Here is a 25121-nt window from a genome sequence, read left to right as displayed (position 1 = left end):
ATATCTGGCACGCGGGCTGCACTGTCCCCCTATGCAAGCCCCACAAAAGTTTTGCTCACCTTCATAAGGCGCCGAGTCATGATAACCACTGCCGATCTGCCAACCGCTGTCTCCGAGGCCCCGAACCGTTCGGGCGTATCCTGGGCCGCTATCTTCGCCGGTGCTGCCGCCGCAGCGTCCCTGTCACTCATCCTTGTCGTACTGGGAACCGGTTTAGGTTTCGCCGCGACCTCGCCTTGGGAAAACGAAGGCGCCAGCGCACAAGCGTTGGGTATCTCGACCATCGTATGGTTGCTGGTGACGCAGATCATCGCCTCGGGCGCAGGCGGTTACCTCGCCGGTCGTCTACGGGTGAAGTGGGCCAACCTGCACGGCGACGAAGTGTATTTCCGTGACACCGCGCATGGTTTCCTGTCGTGGGCCGTTTCGGTGCTGGTCGCCGGCGTGCTGATCGTCAGCGCTGCCGGTAACGTGATCGGTGCAGGCGCCAAAGCCGGTGCCAGCGTAGTAGCCGGTGCAGGCGCCGCCGCTGCCGCCACCGCCGATGGTTCGTCGAGCAATGCCGACCCTATGGGCTACTTCGTCGACGGTCTGTTCCGTAGCGATGCACCTGTAAGCGTGAGCGAAGATGCCGCCAACGGCGTCGCCACTCGCATTCTGGCCCGCGGCATCGCCCAAGGCGGCAGCCTGGAGCCGGCCGACCGCACCTACCTCGCGCAACTGGTTGCCCAGCGTACCCGTCTGACCCAGCCTGAAGCCGAAGCCCGTGTGGACCAGGTCCTGGCTCAAGTGCAACAAGCCAAGGTCGAGGCCCAACAAGCTGCCGACACCGCGACCAAGGTCGCTGCATGGACCGCGCTGTGGACCTTCGTCGCCCTGCTGTGCGGCGCCTTCTTCGCCAGCCTCGCCGCCCTCTTCGGTGGCCGTCGCCGTGACCGCGTGGTCTACGTCGAAGACACCTACGCCACTACCCGTACCGTTCGTTAAGACGACTCATCAAGGAGATTCACCATGCGTTCATTGCTGCTTTGGTTCCTCGGGATCCCAATTCCAATCATCATTCTGATCGCCATCTTCGTGCACTGAGTCGAAGAACGTCGAACGAAGAAGGGGCCGCAATCGCGGCCCCTTTTTCATGTCGACGTTTCAAGCGTCAGAGGAACTGCTCGGCGTAGTGGCAAGCCACCTGCCGGGTATGCACCGGGCGCAGCAGAGGCACTTCGTTGACGCAGCGTTCGGTGGCATAGGGGCAGCGCTTGTGGAAGGTGCAGCCGCTGGGCGGGTTCAAGGGATTGGGCAGTTCGCCGCTGATGCGCAGCTTGGGCTTGGCCGGGTCGGGGTGGATGGTCGGAGTGGCTGACAATAGCGCCTGGGTGTAAGGATGCAGCGGCTTGTCGTAGAGGTCGGTCTTCGGCCCGATCTCCACCGGTTTGCCGAGGTACATCACCAGGACGTCGTCGGCCACATGGCGCACCACGGCCAGGTTGTGCGAGATGAAGACGTAGGCGGTGTCGAATTTTTGCTGCAAGTCCATGAACAGGTTCAGCACCTGGGCCTGGATCGACACGTCGAGCGCCGAGGTCGGCTCGTCGGCCACCAACACCTTGGGTTGCAGCATCATCGCCCGGGCCAGGGCGATGCGCTGGCGCTGGCCGCCCGAAAACATGTGCGGGTAGCGCTGGTAGTGCTCGGGGCGCAGGCCCACCTGCTCCATCATCGCCTGCACCCGTGCGCGGCGCTCGGCCTTGCTCAGGGACGTGTTGATCAGCAGCGGTTCGGCCAATTGGTCGCCGATCTTCTGTCGCGGATTGAGCGAGGCATAGGGGCTCTGGAACACCATCTGCACGTCGCGGCGCAATTGCTTGCGTTCGGCCTTGCCGGCGCCGGCCACTTCCACGCCGTCGATCTGCAGGGAGCCGGCGCTGGGCTCTTCGATCAGCGTCAGGGCGCGGGCCAGGGTGGACTTGCCGCAGCCGGATTCGCCCACCACGGCCAGGGTCTTGCCGGCCTCGAGTTCGAAGGAAACGCCATTGAGCGCCTGGACCACGGCCGTGCCCTTGAACAGGCCACGGGACACGCTGTAGTGACGGGTCAGGTCGCGAGCGGTGAGAACGACGGCCATCACGCCACCTCCTGGTTCAATGGGTGCAAGCAACGCGCCAGGCTATGCGCCTTGGGCTCGAGGGGTGGGCGCTGTTGGCGGCAGTCGTCCTGCACGTAGGGGCAGCGCGGCGACAGCAGGCAGCCCTGGGGCCGGTCGTAGCGGCCGGGCACGATGCCGGGCAGGGTGGCCAGGCGCTCGGCGCCCAGGCTGTGCTCAGGGATCGCCGCCAGCAACGCTTCGCTGTAGGGGTGGGCCGGCAGGTCGAAGAGGGTCGGCACCTGGCCCAGCTCCACGGCCTGGCCGGCGTACATCACGCACACCCGGCGCGCGGTTTCGGCGACCACGGCCAGGTCGTGGGTGATGAGGATCAGCGCCATGTCCTGCTCCTTCTGCAAGGCCACCAGCAGTTCCATGATCTGCGCCTGGATGGTCACGTCGAGCGCGGTGGTCGGCTCGTCGGCGATCAGCAGGCGCGGCTCGCCGGCGATGGCCATGGCGATCGCCACACGCTGGCTCATGCCGCCCGACAGTTGGTGCGGGTAGGCGTCCAGACGGCTCTCGGGGGCGGGAATCTCGACCTTGCGCAGCAGCTCCAGGGCGCGCTGGCGTGCCGCACGGCCCTTCAGACCCAGGTGCTGGCGCAGCACCTCTTCGATCTGGTAACCCACCGTGTAGCTCGGGTTGAGCGCGGTCATCGGGTCCTGGAAGATCATCGCGATGTCTTTGCCGACCACCTTGCGCCGTTGCCGGCGGCTTAGAGTCAGCATGTCGCTGCCATTGAAATTCAGGGTGTCGGCGGTGATGCGCCCGGGCGCATCGATCAGGCCCATCAGCGCCATCATGGTCACCGACTTGCCCGAGCCCGACTCGCCGACGATGGCCAGGATCTCGCCGGCCTCCACCGACAGGTCGAGGCCGTCGACTACGGGTACTGCATTGGCGTCGCCGAAGCGCACGTTCAGGTTGTCGATCGTCAACAGGGACATGGCGTTCTCCTCAGGCGGCGTTCTTGAGTTTCGGGTCCAGCGCATCGCGCAGGCCGTCGCCCATCAGGTTGATTGCCAGCACGCTGAGCAGGATGGTCAGCCCGGGCAGGCTCACCACCCACCAGGCGCGTTCGATGTAGTCGCGGGCCGAGGCCAGCATGGTGCCCCACTCGGGCGTCGGCGGTTGCACGCCCAGGCCGAGGAAGCCCAGCGCAGCAGCGTCGAGGATCGCCGAAGAGAAACTTAGGGTGGCCTGCACGATCAGCGGTGCCATGCAGTTGGGCAACACAGTGACGAACATCAGTCGCGGCAGGCCGGCACCGGCCAGGCGTGCGGCAGTGACGTAGTCGCGGTTCAGCTCGCTCATCACCGCCGCGCGGGTCAGGCGCACGTAGGAGGGCAAGGAGACGATGGCGATGGCGATCACCGTGTTGATCAGCCCAGGGCCGAGGATGGCGACGATGGCCACCGCCAGCAGCAGCGACGGCAGGGCCAGCATCACGTCCATCAGGCGCATGATCGCCGGGCCCAGGATGCGCGGGAAGAAGCCGGCCAACAGGCCCATGAGGATGCCCGGAATCAGCGACAGCACCACCGACGACAGGCCGATCAGCAGCGACAGGCGCGCGCCCTGGATCAGCCGCGAGAGCAGGTCGCGGCCCAGCTCGTCGGTGCCGAACACGAAGCGCCAGGTGCCGCCGTCGAGCCACACCGGCGGGGTGAGGAGAAAATCGCGGTACTGCTCGCTGGGGTTGTGCGGCGCCACCCAGGGGGCGAACAGGGCGCAGAACACCACCAGGCACATGAAGAACAGCCCGGCCACTGCACCTTTGTTGCGCGAGAAGGCGTGCCAGAATTCCTTGTAGGGGGAGGGGTAGAGCAGGCTTTGGTCCACCGGCTGGGCGGCGACCATGGATTTGAGCGTAGGCGTGGTCATGGCGAGTCCTCAGCGCTGATGGCGGATGCGGGGGTTGACCAGGCCGTAGAGGATGTCCACGACGAAGTTGACCAGGATCACCAGGCAGGCGATCAGCAGAATGCCGTTCTGCACCACCGGGTAGTCCCGCGCGCCGATGGCCTCGATCAGCCACTTGCCGATGCCCGGCCAGGAAAAGATGCTTTCGGTCAGCACGGCGCCGGCCAGCAAGGCGCCGACTTGCAGGCCGAACACCGTCAGTACTGGAATCAGCGCGTTGCGCAGGCCATGGATGAACACCACCCGCGCTGGCGACAGGCCCTTGGCGCGGGCGGTGCGGATGTAGTCTTCGCGCAGCACTTCGAGCATCGAGGAACGGGTCATGCGCGCGATCACCGCCAGGGGAATGGTGCCCAGTACGATGGCCGGCAGGATCAGGTGCATCACCGCATCCTTGAACGCGCCTTCCTCGCCGCTGAGCAGGGTGTCGATGAGCATGAAGCCGGTCACCGGCTCCACGTCGAACAGCACGTCGTTGCGCCCCGACACCGGTGTCCAGCCCAGGCTGACCGAGAAGAACATGATCAGCACCAGGCCCCACCAGAAGATCGGCATGGAATAGCCGGCCAGCGAAATGCCCATCACCCCATGGTCGAACAGCGACCCGCGTTTGAGCGCGGCGATCACCCCGGCCAGCAGACCGACGACCCCGGCGAAGAGCAAGGCGGCGCCGGCCAGTTCCAGGGTAGCGGGGAACAGGGTGGTGAATTCGCTCCACACGCTTTCGCGGCTGCGCAGCGATTCGCCCAGGTCGCCATGGGCGAGCTTGCCGATGTAGTCCAGGTACTGCGCCGGCAGTGGCTTGTTCAGGCCCAGGCGCTCCATGGCCTGAGCGTGCATCTCGGGGTCGACCCGACGCTCGCCCATCATCACCTCGACCGGATCGCCGGGGATCAGGCGGATGAGGGCGAAGGTCAGCAGGGTGATGCCGAAGAAGGTCGGGATCAGCAGGCCCAGGCGGCGGGCAATGAAACTCAACATGGATGTCGGTACCTCTTCAGGCCATGCGACGGTCAGCCGGCACGGCAGGTGCCGCCGGCTGCCTGTCGGTGCCGGCGATCGTTGTTCTGAACTACTTCACCTGGGTGGTGGCGAAGTTGTTGTTGGTCAGCGGGCTGGGTTGAAAGCCTTCGACGTTTTGGCGCATGGCGGTGAACACCCTTGGGTGGGCGATGTTCAACCACGGCCAGGCCTCATCGTACACCCTCAGCGCTTGCTCATAGAGTTTGCCGCGCGCCGCAGGTTCGATGATTTCCCGCGCCTGGTCGATCAGCGTCTGGAAGCGCGGGTCGCACCAGCGGGCGTAGTTCTCGCCGCTCTTGGCCCCTTCGCAGCCCAGCAGGGGGGTGAGGAAGTTGTCCGGGTCGCCGTTGTCGCCCGCCCAACCGCTGGCCAGCAGGTCGTGTTCGCCGCGTTTGCCGCGACGCAACATCTCGGCCCACTCCATCACGCGGATGTCGACCACCAGGCCGACTTTGGCCAAGTCCGCTTGCAGCATTTCGGCCGACAGGCGCGGGTTGGGGTTGCTCGGGCCGCCGCCGTTGCGGGTGAACAGGGTCAGCACCGTGCCGGTCGGCACGCCGGCTTCCTGCAACAGGGCGCGGGCCTGCTCGGGGTCGTAGGGCGGGTTGCGCAGGTCGCCGTCGAAGCCCAGCACCGTGGGCGGGAAGGGGTTGGTCGCCTCCAGCGCGTTGCCGGGGCCGAACAGTTGTTCGACGTGGGTGCGCCGGTCGAAGGCCAGGTTGATGGCCTTGCGCACGCGCGCGTCCTTGAGGAAAGGGTGCTGGGTGTTGAGGGCGATGTAGCTGGTGACCAGGGTTTCGATCGAGGCCACCTTCAGCTGCGGGTCGGCCTCGATGCTCGGTACGTCGTCGGGCTTGGGGTACAGCGCCACCTGGCACTCGTTGGCGCGCAGCTTTTGCAGGCGCACGTTGTTGTCGGGGGTAATGACGAACACCAGGGTGTCGGCCGGCGGCGCGCCGAGGAAGTAGTCCGGGTGCGCGGTATAGCGGATCTGCGCGTCCTTGCGGTAGCGCTGGAACACGAACGGGCCGGTGCCGACCGGCTTGCTGTTGAGTTCAGCGGTCTTGCCCGCGGCCAGCAGTTGGTCGGCGTATTCGGCGGAGTAGATCGAAGTGAAGCCCATGGCCAGGTCGTGCAGGAATGGCGCCTCGCGACGCTTGAGGGTGAAGACCACGGTGTAGGGATCGGTCTTTTCCACCGAGCGGATCAACTGGCTGAAAGCCATGCTCTCGAAGTAGGGGAAGCCCACGCTGGCCTTGTCGTGCCAGGGGTGTTTGGGATCGAGCTGGCGCTGGAAGCTCCACAGCACGTCGTCGGCGTTGAATTCCCGGGTGGGCGTGAAGTAGGCGGTGCGATGGAACTGCACCCCGCGGCGCAGGTGGAAGGTGTAGACCAGGCCGTCGTCGCTGACCGTCCAGCGTTCGGCCAGCGAAGGTTGCAGTTCGGTGCTGCCGGGCACGAAGTCGACCAGGCGGTTGAACAGGGTCTGGGCGGCGGCATCGAAGGTCACGGCGGTGGTGTACTGCGCCACGTCGAAGCCCTCGGGGCTCGCTTCGGTGCAGACCACCAGGGGCTTGGCCAGCGCCTGGCCGGCCAGGCCCAGGCACAGCGACAGCAAGGCGGCGGTGAGTGCGGGCGTTTTCATGCGATCTCCTGAGCGATCGTTGCAGGATAGTTGCCATGGCGCGGCAAGGCGCCATGGCAGTGCGTGTCAAAGGATGTTGAACGGTACGGTGGTGACCACCCGGAACTCGTTCAGGCTGCCATCGCCCTGGTTCTTGCTGGCGCGGTGGGTGGTGTAGGTGGCGCGGATCGCCGTGTCCTTCAACGGGCCGCTCTGGATCGCATAGCTGGTGCCGATGCCGTATTCGTAGTGGGTTTCGCCTTGCAACCCGGCCACGTCGTACCCGGTGCCGCGGTAATGGGTGCCGTCGATGCCCCAGCCGCGCGCGTTGTACACGTTGAACTTGAGCCCTGGTACGCCGAAGGGCGCCATGTTCAGCACGTACGAGAGCTGCAGGGATTTCTCGTTGGGGCCGTTGAAGTCCGACAGCAGCGAGTTGGCCAAGAAGATGCCGTTGGTTTCGTGCAGGTAATCGAAATACTCGTTGCCGTTGACCTGCTGCCAGGCCACCTGGACGGTGTGCGCCTGGTGGGTGAGGGCCAAGGACAGGCTGTAGGTGTCGTTGTCGATTTCGCCGAGTTTGCGCTGGCCGGTGTCGCGGGTCTTGTAGTAATTGAGTCCGGTCGACAGGCTCAGCGTGTCGCTGTCGCCCAGTTCGTGCACCGCGCCGAAGTAGTACTGGTGCCAGAAGTCGTCGACCTTGGAGGCGTACAGGCTGGTGGTGAGGCTTGCCAGCGGCTGGTAGGTGAAGCCGAACATGCTCACCCGGTCGGTCTCCACACCGGTGGCGCCGTACTCGCTGCGGAACTTGCTCAGGCTCTGTTCGGTACGCGGCGAGACGCGGTCGAAGGTGCCGGCATCGAAGCTCAGGGTGTCGAACTCGGCGCTGTGCAGGCTGGCGCCCTGGAAGCTCGACGGCAGGGCGCGGTTGCCGATGTAGGCCATCACCGGCGTATCGACCGTGTGCCGGCCGACGGTGAGGATGGTATTGGAGAGGCGCGCCTTGAGATTGCCCAGGCCCAGCTTGCTCCATTGCGCGATCACGTCGCCGTCGCTGTGGGTCAGAGTGCGGTTGTTGGGGCCGGCCACTTTTTCGCGGTCCTGCAGCAGGGCCACGGCGTTGTAGCCGGCGGCCTCGACCGCGAAACCCAGCGTGCCCTGGGTGAAGCCCGAGCTGTAGTTGAGGATGGTACCTTGCAGCCAGTTTTCCCGGCTGTGGCTGTCGTGGCGGGTGCCGTCGGCCTTGTAGTAGCGCCATAGCGGCCCGCGCGCGGCGGTTTCGCGGGCATACCAGTTGCGCGTGGTGCCGGACAGGCTTTGCCCTTCGACGAAGCCGGGTGCCTGCTCCTGCGCGGAGGCCGCGCGTTGCAGGGGGATGAACGCCTGACTGACCGCTTCGGCCAGGGCCGCTTCGCTGAAACTGCCCAGGGCCAAAGCCGCGGCAAGGTAGGGTGTTTTCATGGTGCATGCTCCTTTCTAGTTATGGCCCGCGTTGGCGCGGGTAGGGGTGTCGCATAGGGGTGTTGGCGCTGCATGTCGCTCGATCGGGTGTTGGGCCGCAGGCAAATGCCGGGCGCACGCGGCCACGGAAGTGCAGAAGCGCTCCCGGGCATACGGATAGGGTTATTCGGTGCTGACGCCGGAGAAGGTGTTACGGCCGAACGGGCTGACCTTGAAACCGCTCACCGTGGCGCGCAGCGGCTGGCTCACCGTCGAGTGCGCCACTGGTGTGATCGGCACCTGCTGCTTGAGCCGCTGCTGCGCCTGTTGATAGAGCACGCTGCGCTCGGCCGGGTCGGTGATGCGCTTGGCTTGGGTCACCAGAGCGTCGTAGGGCCGGTCGCACCACCGCGCATAATTGTTACTGCCGATGGCGGCGCAGCCGAAGAGGGTGCCGAGCCAGTTGTCGGGATCGCCGTTGTCACCGGTCCAGCCGACCAGGGCGATGTCGTGTTCGCCTTGCTTGAGGCGCTTGAGGTATTCGCCCCATTCGTAGCTGACGATGCGCACCTTCAAGCCCAGTTTTTCCCAGTCGGCCTGCAGCATCTGCGCCATGAGCTTGGCATTGGGGTTGTAGGGGCGCTGCACGGGCATGGCCCAGAGGGTGATCTCGGTGCCTTCCGTGACCCCGGCCTGCTTGAGCAGGGCTTTGGCTTTTTCTGGGTCGAAGGGGGCGTCGGTGATGCTGGCGTCATACGACCATTGGGTCGGCGGCATGGCGTTGACCGCGATCTGCCCGGCTTCCTGATACACCGCGTCGATGATCGCGCGCTTGTTCACCGCCATGTCCAGGGCCTGGCGCACCACCAACCGGTCGAAGGGCGCGCGGTGGGTGTTGTAGGCGATGTAGCCGAGGTTGAAGCCGGCCTGCTGCAAGACCTCGATGGCCGGGTCGGCCTTGAGCGCGGGCAGGTCGGCGGGGCGCGGGTTGAGGGTGACCTGGCATTCGTTGCGGCGCAGCTTCTGCACCCGCACCGAGGGGTCGGTATTGATGGAGAACACCAGGGTGTCGACCTTGACCTCGTCCGGCGCCCAGTAGGCGGGGTTGGCGCGGTAGCGGATCTGCGCGTCCTTCTGGTAGCGCTGGAAGACGAACGGCCCGGTGCCGATCGGCTGCTGGTTGATGTCGCTGGGGCGCCCCTCGGCCAGCAGGTGCTCGGCGTATTCGGCGGAGAGGATCGAGGCGAAGGCCATGGCCAGGTTCTGGATGAACGCGGCATCGACTTGGGCCAAGTGGAAGGTCACGCTCAACGGGCCGTGCTTTTCCACTTTGAGCAGGTTCTTGTCGAAACCCATGCTGACGAAGTAGGGGAATTCGGCGGGGTAGGCCAGGCGGAAGGGGTGCTGGCGGTCGAGCATGCGCTGGAAGGTGAACAGCACGTCGTCGGCGTTGAAGTCGCGGCTGGGGGTGAAGGCCTTGTTGCTGTGCACCTTGACCCCTTCGCGCAATTGGAAGGTGTAGCGCAGGCCGTCTTCGGACACCTGCCAGGCCGTTGCCAGGGCCGGGTGCACGGCCGTGCCGCCGCGTTCGAATTCGACCAGGCGGTTGTAGATCGGCGTGCTGGCGTCACTGTCGGTGGCGCTGGTGTACTGCGCGATGTCGAACCCTGCCGGGCTGGCTTCGGCGCAGAACACCAGGCTCTTGGCCAGGGTGGTGGAGGTGTGGCTCAGCAACCCCGCGCCGAGCAGGGCGCAGAGCAGGAAGGGGATACGCATGGCAACTCCTTGTAGCGGTGCGTGGCCCTTCCTTGGGCATGCGGTTCGACTGGAGGGCGCGGGTTATTTCACGCTGACGCCATAGAACGAGTTGAGCGAGAACGGGCTGATCTTGAAGCCTTCGACGTTCTTGCGCATCGGTTGGTACACGGTGGAGTGGGCGATCGGCGTCATCGGCACCTGTTCCTTGATGATGCGCTGCGCCTGCTTGTACAGCTCGCTGCGCCGCTCGTGGTCGGTGGTGGCTTTGGCCTGCTTGATCAGGTCGTCATAGGGCTTGTAGCACCACTTGGAGAAGTTGTTGCCCTCCAGCGCATCGCAGCCGAACAGGGTGCCGAGCCAGTTGTCCGGGTCGCCGTTGTCGCCGCTCCAGCCGATCAGCATGGCGCCGTTCTCGCCGCCCTTGGAGCGCTTGATGTACTCGCCCCATTCGTAGCTGACGATCTTGGCCTTGATGCCGATCTTGGCCCAGTCGGCCTGCAGCATCTCGGCCATCAGCTTGGCGTTGGGGTTGTAGGGGCGTTGCACGGGCATAGCCCAGAGGGTGATTTCGGTGCCTTCCTTGATGCCGGCTTCCTTGAGCAGGGCCTTGGCCTTTTCCGGATCGTAGGGCACGTCCTTGATGCTGGTGTCGTACGACCACTGCGTCGGCGGCATGGCGTTGACCGCCAGTTGCCCGGCACCCTGGTACACGGACTCGATGATCTGCCCCTTGTTCACCGCCATGTCCAGCGCCTGGCGCACCTTGAGCTGGGCCATGGGGTTGGGCTGGTCGCTGCCCTTGATCTTGTCCATGACGTTGTAGGCGATGTAGCCCAGGTTGTAGCCGGCCTGCTCGGGCATTTGCAGGTTAGGGTCCTTCTTCAGCTCGGCGATGTCGGCCGGGCGTGGGAAGAGGGTGACCTGGCATTCGTTCTTGCGTAGCTTCTGCATGCGCACCGAAGGGTCGGTGGCGATGGCGAAGATCAGGTTGTCGATCTTCACGTCTTCGGGTTTCCAGTAGTCCTTGTTGCCCTTGAAGCGGATCAGCGCGTCTTTCTGGTATTTGCCGAACACGAACGGGCCGGTGCCGATGGGCTTCTGGTTGATCTCGGCGGGCTTGCCCTTTTTCAGTAGTTGATCGGCGTATTCGGCCGACTGCACCGAGGCGAAGCTCATGGCCAGGTTCTGGATGAATGCGGCATCGACCTGATTCAGCGTGAAGCGCACGGTGTGCGAGTCGATTTTCTCGATGCTGGCGATGTTCTTGTCCATGCCCATGTCGGTGAAGTACGGGAACTCGGACGGGTAGGCTTTGCGGAACGGGTGGTTGCGGTCGAGCATGCGGTTGAAGGTGAACAGCACGTCGTCGGCATCGAAGGCGCGGCTAGGCTTGAAGTAGTCGGTGGTGTGGAACTTGACGTTTTGGCGCAGGTGGAAGGTATAGGCCTTGCCGTCTTCGGACACCTCCCAGCGCTCGGCCAGGCCGGGAATCACCTCGGTGCCGCCGCGCTCGAACTGGGTCAGGCGGTTGAACAGGGTTTCGGCCGAGGCATCGAAATCGGTGCCGGTGGTGTATTGGCCAGGGTCGAATCCGGCGGGGCTGCCTTCGGAGCAGAACACCAGGTTGGACGCGGCGTGGGCGTGCATGCTGCCGAGCAGAAAGCCTGCTCCGACCAGAAGAGGGAGAACTGCGGTTTTGAGCATGTTGGCCTCATTCTTGTACTTTTTCGAGTGAGATGGCCTCGTGAGCCGACCCAGGGATACTTGTCCAGGGTAGGGGTCATTGCAACGCTCGGAAGGGCAATGACGGCGAAAAAGTAGAACGAACGTACATCGATGTCGCATCGATGTAAGTTACAGCGACTTGTCGCGATTTGATCGAGCGTTAAATGCTTGATCGACGTTTTTCGTGATTTTTCAGTTAATCAGAAAGATAGTAGTTTGATGTAGGAAGTTGCCCAAAAGCATGAAGGAATACTTACTTTGGAGACTGAACGGAGGCGCCTTGCGCGCCTCCGTTCCCTGTCGTCACTGCCCTTGTGGCATCTGAATCTCGATCATGCCGTCGGCATTCATGCTCACTTCGCTGGTGCCCGCCTCGACGTCCGGCGACGGCGCCGCTTCATCGGTGCTCATGGCCTTCATCGCCATCGGCGCGCTGCGCAGGTAAGGGCGTGGGTAACCGCTGCTGTTGAGGTTGAGGTTGACCACTTTGTAGCCCGAGCCGCCCAGGGCTTCGGTAGCCAGTTGCGCGCGGGCTTTGAAGGCATCGACCGCTTCCTTGAGCAGGGCGTCTTCGCTGGTCTTGCGTGTGGCCGGGGCGATGGAGAAGTCCATGCCGCCCATCTTGAGGTCTTGCAGCAGCTCGCCGGTGAGCTTGGACAAGGCCGGGAAGTCGGCGCTTTCCAGGCGCAGTTCGGCGCGTTCACGCCAGCCGTTGATCTTCTGGCCTTTGTTGTCGTAGACCGGGTAGCTGTTGCGGCTGCCTTGGCTGATCTTCACGTCCTGGACGGTGCGTGCCTGCTGCACGGCCTTGTTCATCACATCGGTGACTTGCTTGGCGAGCTTGCCGGGGTCGTTGTCCTGGGCTTCGGTGTAGAGGGTGACGACCATCAGGTCGCGGGCCACTTCCTTGCTCACTTCGGCGCGCAGCGAAACCTGGTTGTAACGCGGCTCGTCGGCGGCCAGCGCCGGCAGGCTGGCGAGCAGGCCGGAGGCGATGAGTACGGCGGCACTGCGACGGGGAATGGTCATATGAAGCTCCTTGGCGGTGAAGGCATCGAGGCGGGTGGTACTGTTTCCCGCATGGCCATCAGACCGGGCGTGGCGAATGCGGTTCAAAGACACTCCATTGGCCTTGTGTCAAAGTGTGGCGCTTTGCCGCATCGCTTCAGCGAAGAAGGCCGCTTGGGTATACTTCGTGGGTTTTTCCGCTGTCACCATCAGGAGAGCGCATGCTCGCCGCCCCACCTCCGTTGTCCGCCACCCGCCTGAACCTCTGGCGCCTGACCGTCATCCGCGTGCTGGTGCTCGCCGCCCAGGCCGGCTCGGTGGGCGTCGCCTACTGGACCGAACTGCTGCCGCTGCCCTGGCTGTCGCTGGCCATAACGCTCGCGTTGTCGTCGCTCCTCTGCGCCTTCACCGCCTTGCGCTTGCGCCTGTCGCTGCCGGTCACCGAGCTCGAATACGCGCTGCAACTGGCCTGCGACCTGTTGATCCACAGCGCGCTGCTGTACTACTCGGGCGGTTCGACCAACCCCTTCGTGTCGTATTACCTGGTACCGCTAGCCATCGCCGCGGTGACCTTGCCGTGGATCTACTCGCTGGTGCTCTCCGGGATCGCCCTGGCCGCCTACAGCCTGCTGCTGGTGCAGTTCTACCCGCTGGAAAGCATGCCCATGGCGCGCGACACCATGCAGGTCTACGGCATGTGGCTGAGCATCGCCCTGGCCGCGGCGGTGATCACTTTCTTCGCCGCGCGCATGGCCGAGGAGCTGCGCAACGCCGAGCAGCTGCGCGCCGAGCGCCGCGAAGACAGCCTGCGCGACGAACAGCTGCTGGCCGTCGCCACCCAGGCCGCCGGCGCCGCCCACGAGCTGGGCACGCCACTGGCGACCATGAGCGTGCTGCTCAACGAGATGCGCCAGGACCACACCGACCCGCAGTTGCAGGAAGACTTGATCGTGCTGCAGGACCAGGTGCAGTCGTGCAAGCACAGCCTGCAGCAACTGGTGCGCGCGGCCGAGGCCAACCGGCGCATGGCCATCGTCGAGCAGGACGTCACCGCCTGGCTGGACGAGGCGCTGAACCGCTGGCACCTGATGCGCCCGGAAACCAGCTATCGTTTCCAGCGGCTGCACGACGGCGACGTGCCGCGCCTGTCGCCACCGCCCGATCTGACCCAGGCCCTGCTGAACCTGCTGAACAACGCCGCCGATGCTTGCCCGGACAACCTCGAAGTGCAACTGGATTGGAACGAGCAGGACATTCTGATCAGCATCCGCGATCATGGCCCGGGCGTGCCACCGGCCATTGCCGAAGCCATCGGCAAGCCTTTCATCACCACCAAGGGCAAAGGCTTCGGCCTCGGCCTGTTCCTGAGCAAGGCCAGCGTGACCCGTGCCGGCGGCTCGGTGAAACTCTACAGCCATGACCAGGGCGGCACCCTGACCGAATTGCGCCTGCCCTACGGCGCGCCAGGAGAACAACGATGAGCGAAGAAATCCAGGTCGAAGGCGAAGAACTGCCCCACCTGCTGCTGGTGGACGACGACGCCACCTTCACCCGTGTCATGGCCCGCGCCATGAGCCGCCGGGGGTTCCGCGTCAGCACCGCGGCCTCGGCCGAAGAAGGCTATGAGTTGGCCAAGCGCGACCTGCCCGACTACGCCACCCTCGACCTGAAGATGGAAGGCGACTCGGGCCTGGTGCTGCTGCCCAAGCTGTTGGAGCTGGACCCGGACATGCGCGTGGTGCTGCTGACCGGCTACTCCAGCATCGCCACCGCCGTGGAGGCGATCAAGCGCGGCGCCTGCAACTACCTGTGCAAACCGGCCGACGCCGACGACGTGCTGGCGGCGCTGCTGTCCGAACACGCCAACCTCGACACGTTGGTGCCGGACAACCCGATGTCGGTCGACCGTTTGCAGTGGGAGCACATCCAGCGCGTGCTGGGCGAGCACGAGGGCAACATTTCCGCCACTGCCCGCGCCTTGGGCATGCACCGTCGCACCTTGCAGCGCAAGTTGCAGAAGCGTCCCGTACGGCGCTGAGTACCAGTCGTTCGATCAGGGCAGTTTCGTAGGAAACTGCCTTTTCTCACGGGTAAAAAACCTCAAGCCCTGAGCACTGGCGTATCATCGACGCCCTGACCGCACCGCCCAGGACACCCCCGTACATGCTCGCCCTGCTGATCCAGACCCTGAACGTCACGGCGCCCGTATTCGCCATGCTGTTCCTCGGTGTGCTGCTCAAACGCATCCACGTCATCGACGACAATTTCAACCGGGTGGCCTCCAACCTGGTGTTCAACGTGTGCATGCCGGCGTTGCTGTTCCTCGGCATCTACCACGCCGACCTGTCGTCGGCCTTTCGCCCCGGCCTGATCGGCTACTTCGTGGTGGCCACGGTGCTGGGCTTCGCCTTGTGCTGGGGGGTGGCGATCTGGCGCTGCCCGCCGCACGAGCGCGGCGTCTACACCCAGGGCGCGTTTCGCGGTAACAACGGTGTCATCGGTCTTGCCCTGGCGGCCAGCCTGTACGGTGATGTCGGGGTGTCGCTGGGCGCGGTGTTGGCCGGGGTGGTAATCCTGTTCTACAACAGCCTGTCGGCGGTGGTGCTGGCCGTGTACAGCCCCGACCTCAAGTCCGACCCCTGGAGCCTGTGCAAGAGCCTGGCGCGCAACCCGCTGATCCTCAGCGTGGTCATCGCCACGCCCATGGCCTATGCCCAGGTGCCGTTGCCCAACTGGCTGCTGACCTCCGGCGATTACCTGGCACAGATGAGCCTGCCCCTGGCGTTGATCTGCATCGGCGGCACCCTGTCGTTGGCGGCGCTGCGTGACAGTGGCCGGCTGGCCATGCACGCCAGCCTGATGAAGATGGTCTGGCTGCCGCTGTTCGGCACCCTCGGCGCCTGGCTGTGCGGCTTTCGCGGCGCCGATCTGGGCATTCTCTTCCTATATGTGGCCAGCCCCACGGCGGCGGCCAGCTACGTCATGGTCCGCGCGGCCAATGGCAACCACGAACTGGCGGCCTCGATCATCGTCATCACCACGCTGATGGCGGCGATCACCACCAACATCGGCATTTTCGTCTTGCAGTGGGGCGGATGGATCTAGATGCTCCCTGCCGTCTACCTTCCCGCCACTGCCTTCTGAGCCAAAGGACACCTCATGCACGAGCAGAACACGCCCGATCCGCTGCAGCGCGGGTTGAAGAACCGCCATATCCAGCTGATCGCCCTGGGCGGGGCGATCGGCACCGGCCTGTTCCTGGGCATCGCCCAGACCATCCAGCTGGCCGGCCCGTCGGTGCTGCTGGGTTATGCCATCGCCGGCCTGATGGCGTTCCTGATCATGCGCCAACTCGGTGAAATGGTGGTGGAAGAACCGGTCGCCGGCAGCTTCAGCCACTTCGCGCACCGCTACTGGAGCGAATTCGCAGGCTTCGTATCGGGCTGGAACTACTGGGTGGTGTACGTGCTGGTGGGCATGGCCGAGCTGACCGCCGTGGGCATCTACGTCAAATACTGGTGGCCGGACTTCCCCACATGGGCCACGGCGGCGATCTTCTTCGTACTGATCAACGCCATCAACCTGACCCAGGTGAAGGTCTATGGCGAGATGGAGTTCTGGTTCTCTCTGGTCAAGGTGGCGGCCATCGTCAGCATGATCGGTTTCGGCGTGTGGTTGCTCGGCACCGGCAACGGCGGCCCTGAAGCCAGCGTCGCCAACCTCTGGCAGCACGGCGGCTTCTTCCCCAATGGCGTGACCGGGCTGGTCATGGCCCTGGCGGTGATCATGTTCTCCTTCGGCGGCCTGGAACTGGTGGGCATCACCGCCGCCGAGGCCGACAACCCGCGGGTGAGCATCCCCAAGGCCACCAACCAGGTGGTGTACCGCATCCTGATCTTCTACATCGGCGCCCTGGCGGTACTGCTGGCGCTGTACCCATGGCAGAAGGTGGTGCAGGGCGGCAGCCCGTTCGTGATGATCTTCCACGAACTGGACAGCGACCTGGTGGCCACGGTGCTCAACGTGGTGGTGTTGACAGCGGCGCTGTCGGTCTACAACAGCTGCGTCTACGCCAACAGCCGCATGCTGTTTGGCCTGGCCAGCCAAGGCGACGCCCCGCGACCGCTGCTCAAGCTCAACAAGCGCGGCGTGCCGCTGGTGGCGCTGGGCATGTCGGCGCTGGCGACCGGCCTGTGCGTGGTGATCAACTACCTCATGCCCGGTGAAGCCTTCGGCCTGCTCATGGCCCTGGCGGTGTCGGCGCTGGTGATCAACTGGGCGAGCATCAGCATCACCCACCTCAAGTTCCGCAAGGCCAAGCTGGCCCAGAGGCAGACGCCGTTCTACCGCAGCCTGGGGCACCCGTTCACCAATTACCTGTGCCTGGCCTTCATCGTGGTGATTCTGGTTGTGATGTACCTGACGCCGCCGATCCGCATTTCGGTGCTGCTGATTCCGGCCTGGATCGCGGTGCTGTGGGTGGCCTTCAAACTGAAGAAGTTGCGCCAGGCCAAGGCCTGACGCCCACGGCCGCCAGCCGGTTCAGTGCTGGCGGCGCCAAGCGCGCAGGGTGGTGTAGAGCAGGACCGTGCACAGTACTGGCAATACATAGAAGAACATCAGGTGCTCCAGGCGCCCGGCCAGCGGCATGCCGACGGTGAACGTCATCACGTGCAGGCCGTAGGCCAGGTACAGGCCCAGCAGCACCAGGCCCTCGGCGCGGGTGATGCGGTAACCCGAATAGAACACCGGCAGGCTCAGCGCGGCCACGCCGAGCATCACCGGCAGGTCGAAGGCCAAGGCGTTGGGCGAGATCGACAGCGGTTCGGGCGTGACCAGCGCGGTCAACCCCAGCACGCCCAGCAGGTTGAACAGGTTGCTGCCGATCACCGTGCCCACCGCCACCTCCCGCTCGCCGCGCACGGCGGCGACCAGCGCAGCGGCCAGCTCCGGCAGGGAGGTGCAGACGGCGACCACGGTCAGCCCGATTACTCGTTCCGAGAGACCTAGGTCGGTCGCCAGTTCGATCGCTGCTTCAAGCACCAGATATCCCGCCAAACTGAGCAGCAGCAGGCCTCCGGCCACTTGCAGCGAAGTCACGCTCCAGAAGCGCGCGCGCCCCACATGCAGGGTGCAGGGCGCGGTGTAGGCGCGGGCGTAGTGGCGTGACTGGCGCCACAGCACCAGCAAGTAACCGACCAGGCCGAGCAACAGCAGGCTGCCCTCGAGGCGGCCCAGATAGCCGTTGGCCGCCAGCAGATAGGTCAACGCGCTGGCGCCGATCATCAACGGCAGGTCGACCCGCACCAGTTGCCGCGAGACCCGCAACGGAATGATCAGTGCCGTGAGGCCCAGAATCACCAGGATGTTGAAGATGTTGCTGCCGATCACGCTGCCCACCGCCACATCGGGCGCGCCCTGGTAGGCCGCTTGCAAGCTGACCGTCAGTTGCGGGGCGGTGCTGCCGAAGGCGACCAGGCTCAGGCCGATGATGAGTGGGCGCACGTGCAGGCGAGAGGCCAGGCGCAGGGCGGCGCGCACCAGCAGTTCGGCGCCCAGCACCAGCAGGACCAGGCCTGCGCACAGTTGCAGCAGGCTGAACGGGGGGAGGGTGGCGAGCAGGGAAATGGTCAAGGCTCCACGGGTTAACGGCCCAACCCTTGTACCCGCACGCGCGCGGTTCCGCTACGCAGCATGCCGATTTTTTCCGCCGCGCCGCGCGACAGGTCGATCAGCCGGCCACGCCGGTGCGGGCCACGGTCGTTGATACGCACCACCACGCTGCGCTGGTTGGCCAGGTTGGTCACGCGCAGGCGGCTGCCGAACGGCAGCTTGCGGTGGGCGGCGGTCAAGGCGTATGGGTTGAAGGGTTCGCCACTGGCGGTGCGCTTGCCTTGATGGCGCGCGCCGTAATAGGACGCCATGCCGGTGTCGTCGTAGCTACGGGGGGCGACGTTGTGGCTGGCGCAGCCGCTCAGCAGGACGACGAGCGGCAGAAGAAGTCGGGGGGTGTGCATCGGAGAGGGGCTCCTTGGCGGACGTGGACGACGCGCTGCGTGCCTGCCCAAGGCAAGCACGCAGCGGTCGCCCGCGTGGGCGGCGGGGCAGTAGCGATCAGCCTTCGAGCTTGGCCTTGAGCAACTGGTTGACCTGGGCCGGGTTGGCCTTGCCTTTGGACGCCTTCATCGCCTGGCCGACGAAGAAGCCGAACATCTTGCCGCGCTTGGCCTCGTCGGCAGCGCGGTACTGTTCGACCTGCTCGGCGTTGGCCGCCAGCATGTCGTCGAGCATGCTTTCGATGGCGCCGCTGTCGGTGACCTGCTTGAGGCCCTTGCTGTCGATGATGGCATCGGCGTCGCCCTCACCGGCGGCCATGGCCTCGAACACGGTCTTGGCGATCTTGCCGCTGATGGTGTTGTCGCGGATGCGCAGCAGCATGCCACCGAGCTGCTCGGCGCTGACCGGCGACTCGTCGATGTCCAGGCCCAGCTTGTTGAGCAGGCTGCCCAACTCGACCATCACCCAGTTGGCCGCGAGCTTGGCGTCGCCGCCGACCTTGGCCACCTGTTCGAAGTAGTCGGCCTGCTCGCGGCTGGCCGCCAGCACGTTGGCATCGTAGGCCGACAGGCCGTACTGGGCCTGGAAGCGCTCGACCTTCTGCGTCGGCAGTTCGGGCAGGGACGCGCGGATGCTGTCGAGCAGCGCCGGTTCGATGACCACCGGCAGCAGGTCGGGGTCGGGGAAGTAACGGTAGTCGTTGGCTTCCTCCTTGCTGCGCATGGAGCGGGTCTCGTCCTTGTTCGGGTCGTACAGGCGGGTTTCCTGGATGACCTTGCCGCCGTCTTCGATCAGCTCGATCTGGCGCTGGATTTCGCTGTTGATGGCGCGCTCGATGAAGCGGAACGAGTTGACGTTCTTGATCTCGCAGCGGGTGCCGAACTCGGTCTGGCCCTTGGGGCGGATCGACACGTTGCAGTCGCAGCGCAGCGAGCCTTCGGCCATGTTGCCGTCGCAGATGCCCAGGTAGCGCACCAAGGCATGGATGGCCTTGACGTAGGCCACGGCTTCCTTGGCGCTGCGCATGTCCGGTTCGGAGACGATCTCCAGCAGCGGCGTGCCGGCACGGTTGAGGTCGATGCCGCTGGCGCCGTTGAAGTCTTCGTGCAGGCTCTTACCGGCGTCTTCTTCCAGGTGCGCGCGGGTGACGCCGATGCGCTTGACGGTGCCGTCTTCGAGGGCGATGTCCAGATGGCCCTTGCCGACGATGGGCAGGTCCATCTGGCTGATCTGGTAGCCCTTGGGCAGGTCGGGGTAGAAGTAGTTCTTGCGCGCGAACACGTTGCGCGGCCCGATCTCGGCGTCGATCGCCAAGCCGAACATGCACGCCATGCGCACGGCTTCTTCATTGAGCACCGGCAGTACGCCCGGCATGCCCAGATCGACCAGGCTGGCCTGGGTATTGGGCTCGGAGCCGAAGGTGGTGGCGCTGCCGGAGAAAATCTTCGACTGGGTCGCGAGCTGGGTATGAATCTCCAGCCCGATCACAACTTCCCATTGCATGTATGAATTCCTCAGAAGCCGTTGGGGGCACGGGTGTGCCAGTCGGTGACCTGCTGGTAGCGATGTGCGACGTTGAGCAGGCGGCCTTCCTGGAAGTACGGGGCCAGCAACTGCACGCCGACCGGCAGGCCGTCGACGAAACCGGCCGGCATGGACAGGCCCGGCAGGCCGGCCAGGTTGGCCGTGATGGTGTAGACGTCTTCCAGGTACGCGGCGATCGGGTCGTTGCCCTTGGCGCCGAGTTTCCAGGCCAGGTTCGGCGTGGTCGGGCCGAGGATCAGGTCGACGCCTTCGAAGGCGGCCATGAAGTCGTTCTTGATTAGGCGGCGGATCTTCTGCGCCTTGAGGTAGTAGGCGTCGTAGTAGCCGGCCGACAACGCGTAGGCGCCGACCATGATGCGCCGCTGCACTTCGGGGCCGAAGCCCTCGCCGCGCGAGCGTTTGTACAGGTCGGTCAGGTCCTTTGGGTTGTCGCAGCGGTGGCCGAAGCGCACGCCGTCGAAACGCGACAGGTTCGAGGAGGCTTCGGCCGGGGCGATGACGTAATACGCGGCGATGGCGTGCTGCACGTTCGGCAGGCTGATGTCCTTGACCACCGCGCCGAGCTTCTTCAGCTCATCGACGGTGGCCTGGACCTGGTCGGCGATGCGCGGGTCGAGGCCGGCACCGAAGTATTCCTTCGGCAGGCCGATGCGCAGGCCTTCGAGCGGGTTGTTCAGGCTGGCGCTGTAGTCGGGCACCGGCTCGTCGATGGAGGTGGAGTCCTTGGCGTCGAAGCCTGCCATGCCTTGCAGCAGCAGGGCGCAGTCTTCGGCGCTGCGCGCCATCGGGCCGCCCTGGTCGAGGCTCGACGCATAGGCGATCATGCCCCAGCGCGAGACGCGGCCGTAGGTGGGCTTGAGGCCGGTCAGGCTGGTCAGCGCGGCAGGCTGGCGGATCGAACCGCCGGTGTCGGTGCCGGTGGCCACCGGCGTCAGGCGCGCGGCCACGGCGGCGGCCGAACCGCCGGAGGAGCCACCGGGCACGTGTTCGGGGTTCCACGGGTTCTTCACGGCGCCGTAGTGGCTCGACTCGTTGGCCGAGCCCATGGCGAATTCGTCCATGTTGGTCTTGCCCAGGGTGACCATGCCGGCCTCGGCCAGTTTGGCGACCACGGTGGCGTCGTAGGGCGCGGTGAAGTTGTCGAGCATCTTCGAGGCGCAGCTGGTACGCACGCCCTGGGTGCAGAACAGGTCCTTGTGGGCGATCGGGGCACCCAGCAGCGCGCCGCTCTCACCGGCGGCGCGGCGCGCATCGGCGGCGCGCGCCTGTTGCAGGGCCAGCTCGTCGGTGACGGTGATGAAGCTGTTGAGCTGTGGGTCGAGCGACCGGATGCGCTGCAGCAGCGCTGCGGTCAGCTCTTCGGAGGAAAACGACTTGTCGGCGAGTCCGCGGGCGATCTCGGCCAGGGTCAAATGGTGCATGGCAGGCTCTATCCCTTACTCGATGACTTTCGGAACCAGGTACAGACCGTTTTCGGTCGCCGGCGCGACGGCCTGGTAACGGTCGCGCTGGTTGTGTTCGGTGACCTGGTCGGGGCGCAGGCGCTGGCTGGCCTCCAGGGGGTGGGCGAGGGGCTCGATGCCGTCGGTGTCGACCGACTGCATCTGGTCGACGAGCCCGAGGATGCTGTTCAGGGCGTCGGTGGTGCGTGGCAGTTCGGCTTCATCGAGGCCCAGGCGGGCCAGGTGAGCGATCTTTTCCACGTCGCAGCGTTCAAGCGCCATGGGGTTCTCCAGGACTAGGAAACAAAAAGGAACAATTGCCCGACAGGGAACATGACAGGCTTTTGATGGTCGAAGGGCCGCGATCTTCTGCTGGCGTGCTCGGAAAAACTGCCAATTTAACATATTGGCTCCTTGCCCAAAATCCCCGCCATTGTTAGAGTTTGCCGCTCTTTTTTACCCACGCTTTCCCCAGGGTCCCTTTCCCATGTTCAAGAAACTGCGTGGCATGTTTTCCAGCGATCTGTCGATCGACCTGGGCACGGCCAACACTCTAATCTACGTGCGTGAGCGCGGTATCGTACTGAATGAACCCTCGGTTGTTGCCATCCGTACCCATGGCAACCAGAAAAGCGTCGTCGCTGTCGGTACCGAAGCCAAGCGCATGCTCGGCCGTACACCTGGCAACATCGCCGCCATCCGCCCCATGAAAGACGGCGTCATCGCCGATTTCAGCGTGTGCGAAAAGATGCTGCAGTACTTCATCAACAAAGTGCACGAAAACAGCTTCCTGCAGCCCAGCCCGCGTGTGCTGATCTGCGTGCCGTGCAAGTCCACCCAGGTTGAGCGCCGCGCCATTCGCGAGTCGGCCCTGGGTGCCGGCGCACGCGAAGTGTTCCTCATCGAAGAGCCCATGGCCGCCGCCATCGGTGCCGGCCTGCCGGTCGAAGAAGCCCGCGGTTCGATGGTCGTCGACATCGGCGGCGGCACCACCGAAATCGCCCTGATTTCGCTCAACGGCGTGGTCTACGCCGAATCCGTCCGCGTCGGCGGCGACCGCTTCGACGAAGCCATCGTCACCTATGTGCGCCGCAACTACGGCAGCCTGATCGGCGAGTCCACCGCCGAGCGCATCAAGCAGGAAATCGGCACCGCCTACCCCGGTGGCGAAACCCGCGAAGTCGATGTGCGTGGCCGTAACCTGGCCGAAGGCGTCCCGCGTGCCTTCACCCTCAATTCCAACGAAGTGCTCGAAGCGCTGCAGGAATCCCTGGCGACCATCGTCCAGGCAGTCAAGAGCGCCCTGGAACAGTCCCCGCCGGAGCTGGCTTCCGACATCGCCGAGCGCGGTTTGGTGCTGACCGGTGGCGGCGCACTGCTGCGCGACCTGGACAAGCTGCTGGCCCAGGAAACCGGCTTGCCGGTGATCGTCGCCGAAGACCCGCTGACCTGCGTGGCGCGTGGCGGTGGCCGTGCGCTGGAAATGATGGACAAACACGCGATGGACCTGCTCTCGAGCGAGTGATCCGTGTAGGCGCAAGCGTGCCGAAGCCTCTCTCCGCGCTTTACAGGTAGCACCCACAGTGCTACCTGTGTGCGTCGTCTGACGCCGCTCGCCGCGTCGTTTCCGTCAACCTGCAACCAGGCTGGTGCGTTGTCCCATGTCCAATGACCTCCTGAGTCGTCCACGAGGAACGGCCCATTAAACCGCTTTTCTCCAAAGGCCCCTCGCTGGGCATCCACCTCCTGGTTCTGGTCGTGCTGTCGGTCGCGCTGATGGTGGTCGACGCGCGTTTCGCCGTGCTCAAGCCGGTGCGCAGCCAGATGGGCCTGGTGTTGATGGAGTCGTACTGGGTCACCGATCTGCCGCAGCGCATCTGGCAGGGCGTGGCCGGGCAGTTCGGCAGCCGTACCGAACTGATCGCGGAAAACGAAAAGCTCAAGACCGAAGCCTTGTTGCTTCAGGGACGGCTGCAGAAGCTAGCGGCCCTGACCGAGCAGAACGTGCGCCTGCGCGAGCTGCTCAACTCTTCGGCGCTGGTCAACGAGAAGGTCGAAGTGGCCGAGCTGATCGGCGTCGATCCCAACCCCTTCACCCATCGCATCCTGATCAACAAGGGCGAGCGTGACGGCGTGTTCCTCGGTCAGCCGGTGCTCGATGCCCGCGGCCTGATGGGTCAGGTGGTCGAGCTGATGCCCTATACCGCGCGGGTGCTGCTGCTGACCGATTCCACCCACAGCATCCCGGTGCAGATCAACCGCAACGGCCTGCGCGCCATCGCCAGCGGCACCGGCAACCCGGAGCGCCTGGAATTGCGCCATGTCGCCGACACCGCCGACGTCAAGGAAGGCGACCTGCTGGTCAGCTCCGGCATGGGCGAGCGCTTCCCGGCCGGCTACCCGGTGGCCACGGTCAACGAGGTGATCCACGATTCCGGCCAGCCGTTCGCCATCGTCCGCGCCATTCCCACCGCCTCGCTGAACCGCAGCCGCTACATGCTGCTGGTGTTCAGCGACAGCCGCACTCCTGAGCAGCGCGCTACCGAAGCGGCCATGGCCCAGGAAGAGGCCGACCGCAAGGGCGCCGCTGGCGAGCAGGCGAGCCCTGCGACAGGGCAGGGTGGCGCCGCGCCGAGTACCCCGGCCAGCCCCGCACAGGGCCAGGCGCCGCAAGGTAACGCGCCGGCGACCGGCACGTCGCCTGCCGCCACGCCCTCGCCGACACCTTCCAGCGCCGCACCTGCCACCGGCACCGCGACGCCCGCGCAACCGCCTGCGTCCGCAGCACAACCCCGGAGGCAATGATGGCTCGTCCGCGCAGCAACTACGGCTGGGTAATCTGGCTGACCTTCGCCGTCGGCCTGCTGCTCAGCGTGTCGCCGATGCCCAATTTCCTCGAAGTGTTCCGCCCCATGTGGCTGGCGATGCTGGTGTCGTTCTGGGCCCTGGCCTTGCCCAACCGGGTCGGCATGACCACCGCCTTCTTTCTGGGCCTGGCCGAAGACGTGCTCTACGGCACGCTGCTGGGCCAGAACGCACTGGTGCTCACCCTCATCACCTTCCTGGTATTGAGCCTGCAACAGCGCATGCGCAATTTTCCCATGTGGCAACAGAGCCTGGTGATCCTGGTGATCTTCGGCATCGCCCAATTGGTCCAGCTGTGGCTCAGCGCCTTGACCGGCAACCGCTTGCCGACCTTGGCGCTGGTGTGGTCGGCGTTCATCAGTGCGCTGCTCTGGCCATGGCTGAGCTTTGCCCTGCGCGACGTGCGCCGCAGATTGCGCATCAACTAGCCCGGACGCGCCGCCAAGATTGGATTGGCGGCGCGCTGGCCTGGCACGTGAACGGCGCGCCCAGGCCTACCCAAAAGCAGGCTGCACCCCGGCAACGATCTTGCCGCGGATTCCGTCGCAAGGCCCAGCGGCCCGACGCG

22 protein-coding genes are annotated in these 25121 nt (G+C 65.1%); 8 read left to right on the top strand and 14 right to left on the bottom strand.

Going from position 1 to position 25121, the window contains the following annotated elements; all coding sequences use genetic code 11:
- Window positions 1–78: 78 nt before the first annotated feature.
- On the top strand, window positions 79–987 hold the full coding sequence (locus ACSMEV_RS19905) for a hypothetical protein (protein WP_459206661.1): 909 nt from the start codon (window positions 79–81) through the stop codon (window positions 985–987).
- Between the two features lie 166 nt (window positions 988–1153).
- On the opposite strand, the gene ACSMEV_RS19900 is transcribed toward ACSMEV_RS19905, so the two are convergent.
- From ACSMEV_RS19900 to ACSMEV_RS19860, 9 genes are all read right to left on the bottom strand, one after another.
- Window positions 1154–2122, bottom strand: coding sequence for a peptide ABC transporter ATP-binding protein (locus ACSMEV_RS19900; RefSeq protein ID WP_459206660.1), 969 nt, complete (start codon window positions 2120–2122; stop codon window positions 1154–1156).
- Window positions 2122–3090: an ABC transporter ATP-binding protein gene (locus ACSMEV_RS19895; RefSeq protein ID WP_459206659.1), complete on the bottom strand. Its 969-nt coding sequence runs from the start codon at window positions 3088–3090 to the stop codon at window positions 2122–2124. Before ACSMEV_RS19895 ends, ACSMEV_RS19900 begins: the two co-directional genes overlap by 1 nt.
- 10 nt (window positions 3091–3100) lie before the next feature.
- Window positions 3101–4027 carry an ABC transporter permease subunit gene (locus ACSMEV_RS19890; protein ID WP_459206658.1) on the bottom strand — a complete coding sequence of 309 codons (927 nt, stop codon included), beginning with the start codon at window positions 4025–4027 and terminating at the stop codon, window positions 3101–3103.
- A gap of 9 nt (window positions 4028–4036) precedes the next feature.
- Window positions 4037–5047: an ABC transporter permease subunit gene (locus ACSMEV_RS19885; protein WP_296263091.1), complete on the bottom strand. Its 1011-nt coding sequence runs from the start codon at window positions 5045–5047 to the stop codon at window positions 4037–4039.
- Between the two features lie 91 nt (window positions 5048–5138).
- Complete coding sequence (locus ACSMEV_RS19880; protein WP_459206657.1) at window positions 5139–6734, bottom strand: ABC transporter substrate-binding protein; 1596 nt, start codon at window positions 6732–6734, stop codon at window positions 5139–5141.
- A gap of 66 nt (window positions 6735–6800) precedes the next feature.
- Window positions 6801–8174 (bottom strand): OprD family porin, encoded by a 1374-nt coding sequence (locus ACSMEV_RS19875; protein WP_459206656.1) that lies wholly within the window; start codon window positions 8172–8174, stop codon window positions 6801–6803.
- A gap of 162 nt (window positions 8175–8336) precedes the next feature.
- Window positions 8337–9929: an ABC transporter substrate-binding protein gene (locus ACSMEV_RS19870; RefSeq protein ID WP_459206655.1), complete on the bottom strand. Its 1593-nt coding sequence runs from the start codon at window positions 9927–9929 to the stop codon at window positions 8337–8339.
- Window positions 9930–9992: 63 nt separating this feature from the next.
- Entirely contained in the window at window positions 9993–11615 is a 1623-nt protein-coding gene (locus ACSMEV_RS19865; RefSeq protein ID WP_459206654.1) for an ABC transporter substrate-binding protein, read from the bottom strand.
- A 324-nt stretch (window positions 11616–11939) separates the two neighbouring features.
- The gene (locus ACSMEV_RS19860; RefSeq protein WP_459206653.1) at window positions 11940–12665 is read right to left on the bottom strand and encodes an SIMPL domain-containing protein; all 726 of its coding nucleotides are present in this window, start codon (window positions 12663–12665) and stop codon (window positions 11940–11942) included.
- Window positions 12666–12865: 200 nt separating this feature from the next.
- Between ACSMEV_RS19860 and ACSMEV_RS19855 the strand changes: the two genes are divergently transcribed.
- The 4 genes from ACSMEV_RS19855 to ACSMEV_RS19840 all read left to right on the top strand — a co-directional run bounded on the left by ACSMEV_RS19855 (window position 12866) and on the right by ACSMEV_RS19840 (window position 17165).
- Window positions 12866–14125, top strand: a complete 1260-nt coding sequence (locus tag ACSMEV_RS19855; protein ID WP_459206652.1) for an ATP-binding protein — start codon at window positions 12866–12868, stop codon at window positions 14123–14125.
- Window positions 14122–14682: a response regulator transcription factor gene (locus ACSMEV_RS19850; RefSeq protein ID WP_459206651.1), complete on the top strand. Its 561-nt coding sequence runs from the start codon at window positions 14122–14124 to the stop codon at window positions 14680–14682. The genes ACSMEV_RS19855 and ACSMEV_RS19850 overlap by 4 nt, the downstream gene beginning before the upstream one ends.
- A gap of 125 nt (window positions 14683–14807) precedes the next feature.
- Window positions 14808–15749: an AEC family transporter gene (locus tag ACSMEV_RS19845; RefSeq protein WP_459206650.1), complete on the top strand. Its 942-nt coding sequence runs from the start codon at window positions 14808–14810 to the stop codon at window positions 15747–15749.
- Between the two features lie 54 nt (window positions 15750–15803).
- A complete protein-coding gene (locus tag ACSMEV_RS19840; RefSeq protein WP_459206649.1) occupies window positions 15804–17165 on the top strand; it encodes an amino acid permease in 1362 nt (453 codons plus the stop codon).
- Window positions 17166–17186: 21 nt separating this feature from the next.
- On the opposite strand, the gene ACSMEV_RS19835 is transcribed toward ACSMEV_RS19840, so the two are convergent.
- The 5 genes from ACSMEV_RS19835 to gatC all read right to left on the bottom strand — a co-directional run bounded on the left by ACSMEV_RS19835 (window position 17187) and on the right by gatC (window position 21970).
- Window positions 17187–18212 carry a calcium/sodium antiporter gene (locus ACSMEV_RS19835; RefSeq protein ID WP_459208388.1) on the bottom strand — a complete coding sequence of 342 codons (1026 nt, stop codon included), beginning with the start codon at window positions 18210–18212 and terminating at the stop codon, window positions 17187–17189.
- Window positions 18213–18289: 77 nt separating this feature from the next.
- Window positions 18290–18661 carry a septal ring lytic transglycosylase RlpA family protein gene (locus tag ACSMEV_RS19830; protein ID WP_459206648.1) on the bottom strand — a complete coding sequence of 124 codons (372 nt, stop codon included), beginning with the start codon at window positions 18659–18661 and terminating at the stop codon, window positions 18290–18292.
- 97 nt (window positions 18662–18758) lie between these two features.
- On the bottom strand, window positions 18759–20204 hold the full coding sequence (gene gatB / locus ACSMEV_RS19825) for an Asp-tRNA(Asn)/Glu-tRNA(Gln) amidotransferase subunit GatB (protein ID WP_459206647.1): 1446 nt from the start codon (window positions 20202–20204) through the stop codon (window positions 18759–18761).
- A gap of 11 nt (window positions 20205–20215) precedes the next feature.
- On the bottom strand, window positions 20216–21667 hold the full coding sequence (gene gatA, locus ACSMEV_RS19820; protein ID WP_459206646.1) for an Asp-tRNA(Asn)/Glu-tRNA(Gln) amidotransferase subunit GatA: 1452 nt from the start codon (window positions 21665–21667) through the stop codon (window positions 20216–20218).
- A gap of 15 nt (window positions 21668–21682) precedes the next feature.
- Window positions 21683–21970 carry an Asp-tRNA(Asn)/Glu-tRNA(Gln) amidotransferase subunit GatC gene (gene gatC / locus ACSMEV_RS19815; protein ID WP_413048646.1) on the bottom strand — a complete coding sequence of 96 codons (288 nt, stop codon included), beginning with the start codon at window positions 21968–21970 and terminating at the stop codon, window positions 21683–21685.
- Between the two features lie 205 nt (window positions 21971–22175).
- Between gatC and mreB the strand changes: the two genes are divergently transcribed.
- The 3 genes from mreB (at window position 22176) to mreD (ending at window position 24981) form a co-directional block, all read left to right on the top strand.
- A complete protein-coding gene (mreB, locus tag ACSMEV_RS19810; protein WP_296263119.1) occupies window positions 22176–23213 on the top strand; it encodes a rod shape-determining protein MreB in 1038 nt (345 codons plus the stop codon).
- Between the two features lie 212 nt (window positions 23214–23425).
- Window positions 23426–24493: a rod shape-determining protein MreC gene (gene mreC / locus ACSMEV_RS19805; RefSeq protein WP_459208387.1), complete on the top strand. Its 1068-nt coding sequence runs from the start codon at window positions 23426–23428 to the stop codon at window positions 24491–24493.
- Window positions 24493–24981, top strand: coding sequence for a rod shape-determining protein MreD (gene mreD, locus ACSMEV_RS19800; protein WP_459206645.1), 489 nt, complete (start codon window positions 24493–24495; stop codon window positions 24979–24981). The genes mreC and mreD overlap by 1 nt, the downstream gene beginning before the upstream one ends.
- Window positions 24982–25121: the final 140 nt, after the last annotated feature.

This window comes from Pseudomonas sp. MLB6B (genome assembly GCF_054508135.1).
The sequence above is the reverse complement of the archived record's forward strand: the minus strand, read 5'-3'. Positions and strand labels throughout refer to the sequence as shown.

Bases quoted from the DNA above. Each gene is read 5' to 3' on its own strand.
- ACSMEV_RS19905 (WP_459206661.1), top strand. From the start codon at position 79: ATGATAACCACTGCCGATCTGCCAACCGCTGTCTCCGAGGCCCCGAAC.
- ACSMEV_RS19900 (WP_459206660.1), bottom strand. From the start codon at position 2,122: ATGGCCGTCGTTCTCACCGCTCGCGACCTGACCCGTCACTACAGCGTG.
- ACSMEV_RS19895 (WP_459206659.1), bottom strand. From the start codon at position 3,090: ATGTCCCTGTTGACGATCGACAACCTGAACGTGCGCTTCGGCGACGCC.
- ACSMEV_RS19890 (WP_459206658.1), bottom strand. From the start codon at position 4,027: ATGACCACGCCTACGCTCAAATCCATGGTCGCCGCCCAGCCGGTGGAC.
- ACSMEV_RS19885 (WP_296263091.1), bottom strand. From the start codon at position 5,047: ATGTTGAGTTTCATTGCCCGCCGCCTGGGCCTGCTGATCCCGACCTTC.
- ACSMEV_RS19880 (WP_459206657.1), bottom strand. From the start codon at position 6,734: ATGAAAACGCCCGCACTCACCGCCGCCTTGCTGTCGCTGTGCCTGGGC.
- ACSMEV_RS19875 (WP_459206656.1), bottom strand. From the start codon at position 8,174: ATGAAAACACCCTACCTTGCCGCGGCTTTGGCCCTGGGCAGTTTCAGC.
- ACSMEV_RS19870 (WP_459206655.1), bottom strand. From the start codon at position 9,929: ATGCGTATCCCCTTCCTGCTCTGCGCCCTGCTCGGCGCGGGGTTGCTG.
- ACSMEV_RS19865 (WP_459206654.1), bottom strand. From the start codon at position 11,615: ATGCTCAAAACCGCAGTTCTCCCTCTTCTGGTCGGAGCAGGCTTTCTG.
- ACSMEV_RS19860 (WP_459206653.1), bottom strand. From the start codon at position 12,665: ATGACCATTCCCCGTCGCAGTGCCGCCGTACTCATCGCCTCCGGCCTG.
- ACSMEV_RS19855 (WP_459206652.1), top strand. From the start codon at position 12,866: ATGCTCGCCGCCCCACCTCCGTTGTCCGCCACCCGCCTGAACCTCTGG.
- ACSMEV_RS19850 (WP_459206651.1), top strand. From the start codon at position 14,122: ATGAGCGAAGAAATCCAGGTCGAAGGCGAAGAACTGCCCCACCTGCTG.
- ACSMEV_RS19845 (WP_459206650.1), top strand. From the start codon at position 14,808: ATGCTCGCCCTGCTGATCCAGACCCTGAACGTCACGGCGCCCGTATTC.
- ACSMEV_RS19840 (WP_459206649.1), top strand. From the start codon at position 15,804: ATGCACGAGCAGAACACGCCCGATCCGCTGCAGCGCGGGTTGAAGAAC.
- ACSMEV_RS19830 (WP_459206648.1), bottom strand. From the start codon at position 18,661: ATGCACACCCCCCGACTTCTTCTGCCGCTCGTCGTCCTGCTGAGCGGC.
- gatB (WP_459206647.1), bottom strand. From the start codon at position 20,204: ATGCAATGGGAAGTTGTGATCGGGCTGGAGATTCATACCCAGCTCGCG.
- gatA (WP_459206646.1), bottom strand. From the start codon at position 21,667: ATGCACCATTTGACCCTGGCCGAGATCGCCCGCGGACTCGCCGACAAG.
- gatC (WP_413048646.1), bottom strand. From the start codon at position 21,970: ATGGCGCTTGAACGCTGCGACGTGGAAAAGATCGCTCACCTGGCCCGC.
- mreB (WP_296263119.1), top strand. From the start codon at position 22,176: ATGTTCAAGAAACTGCGTGGCATGTTTTCCAGCGATCTGTCGATCGAC.
- mreD (WP_459206645.1), top strand. From the start codon at position 24,493: ATGGCTCGTCCGCGCAGCAACTACGGCTGGGTAATCTGGCTGACCTTC.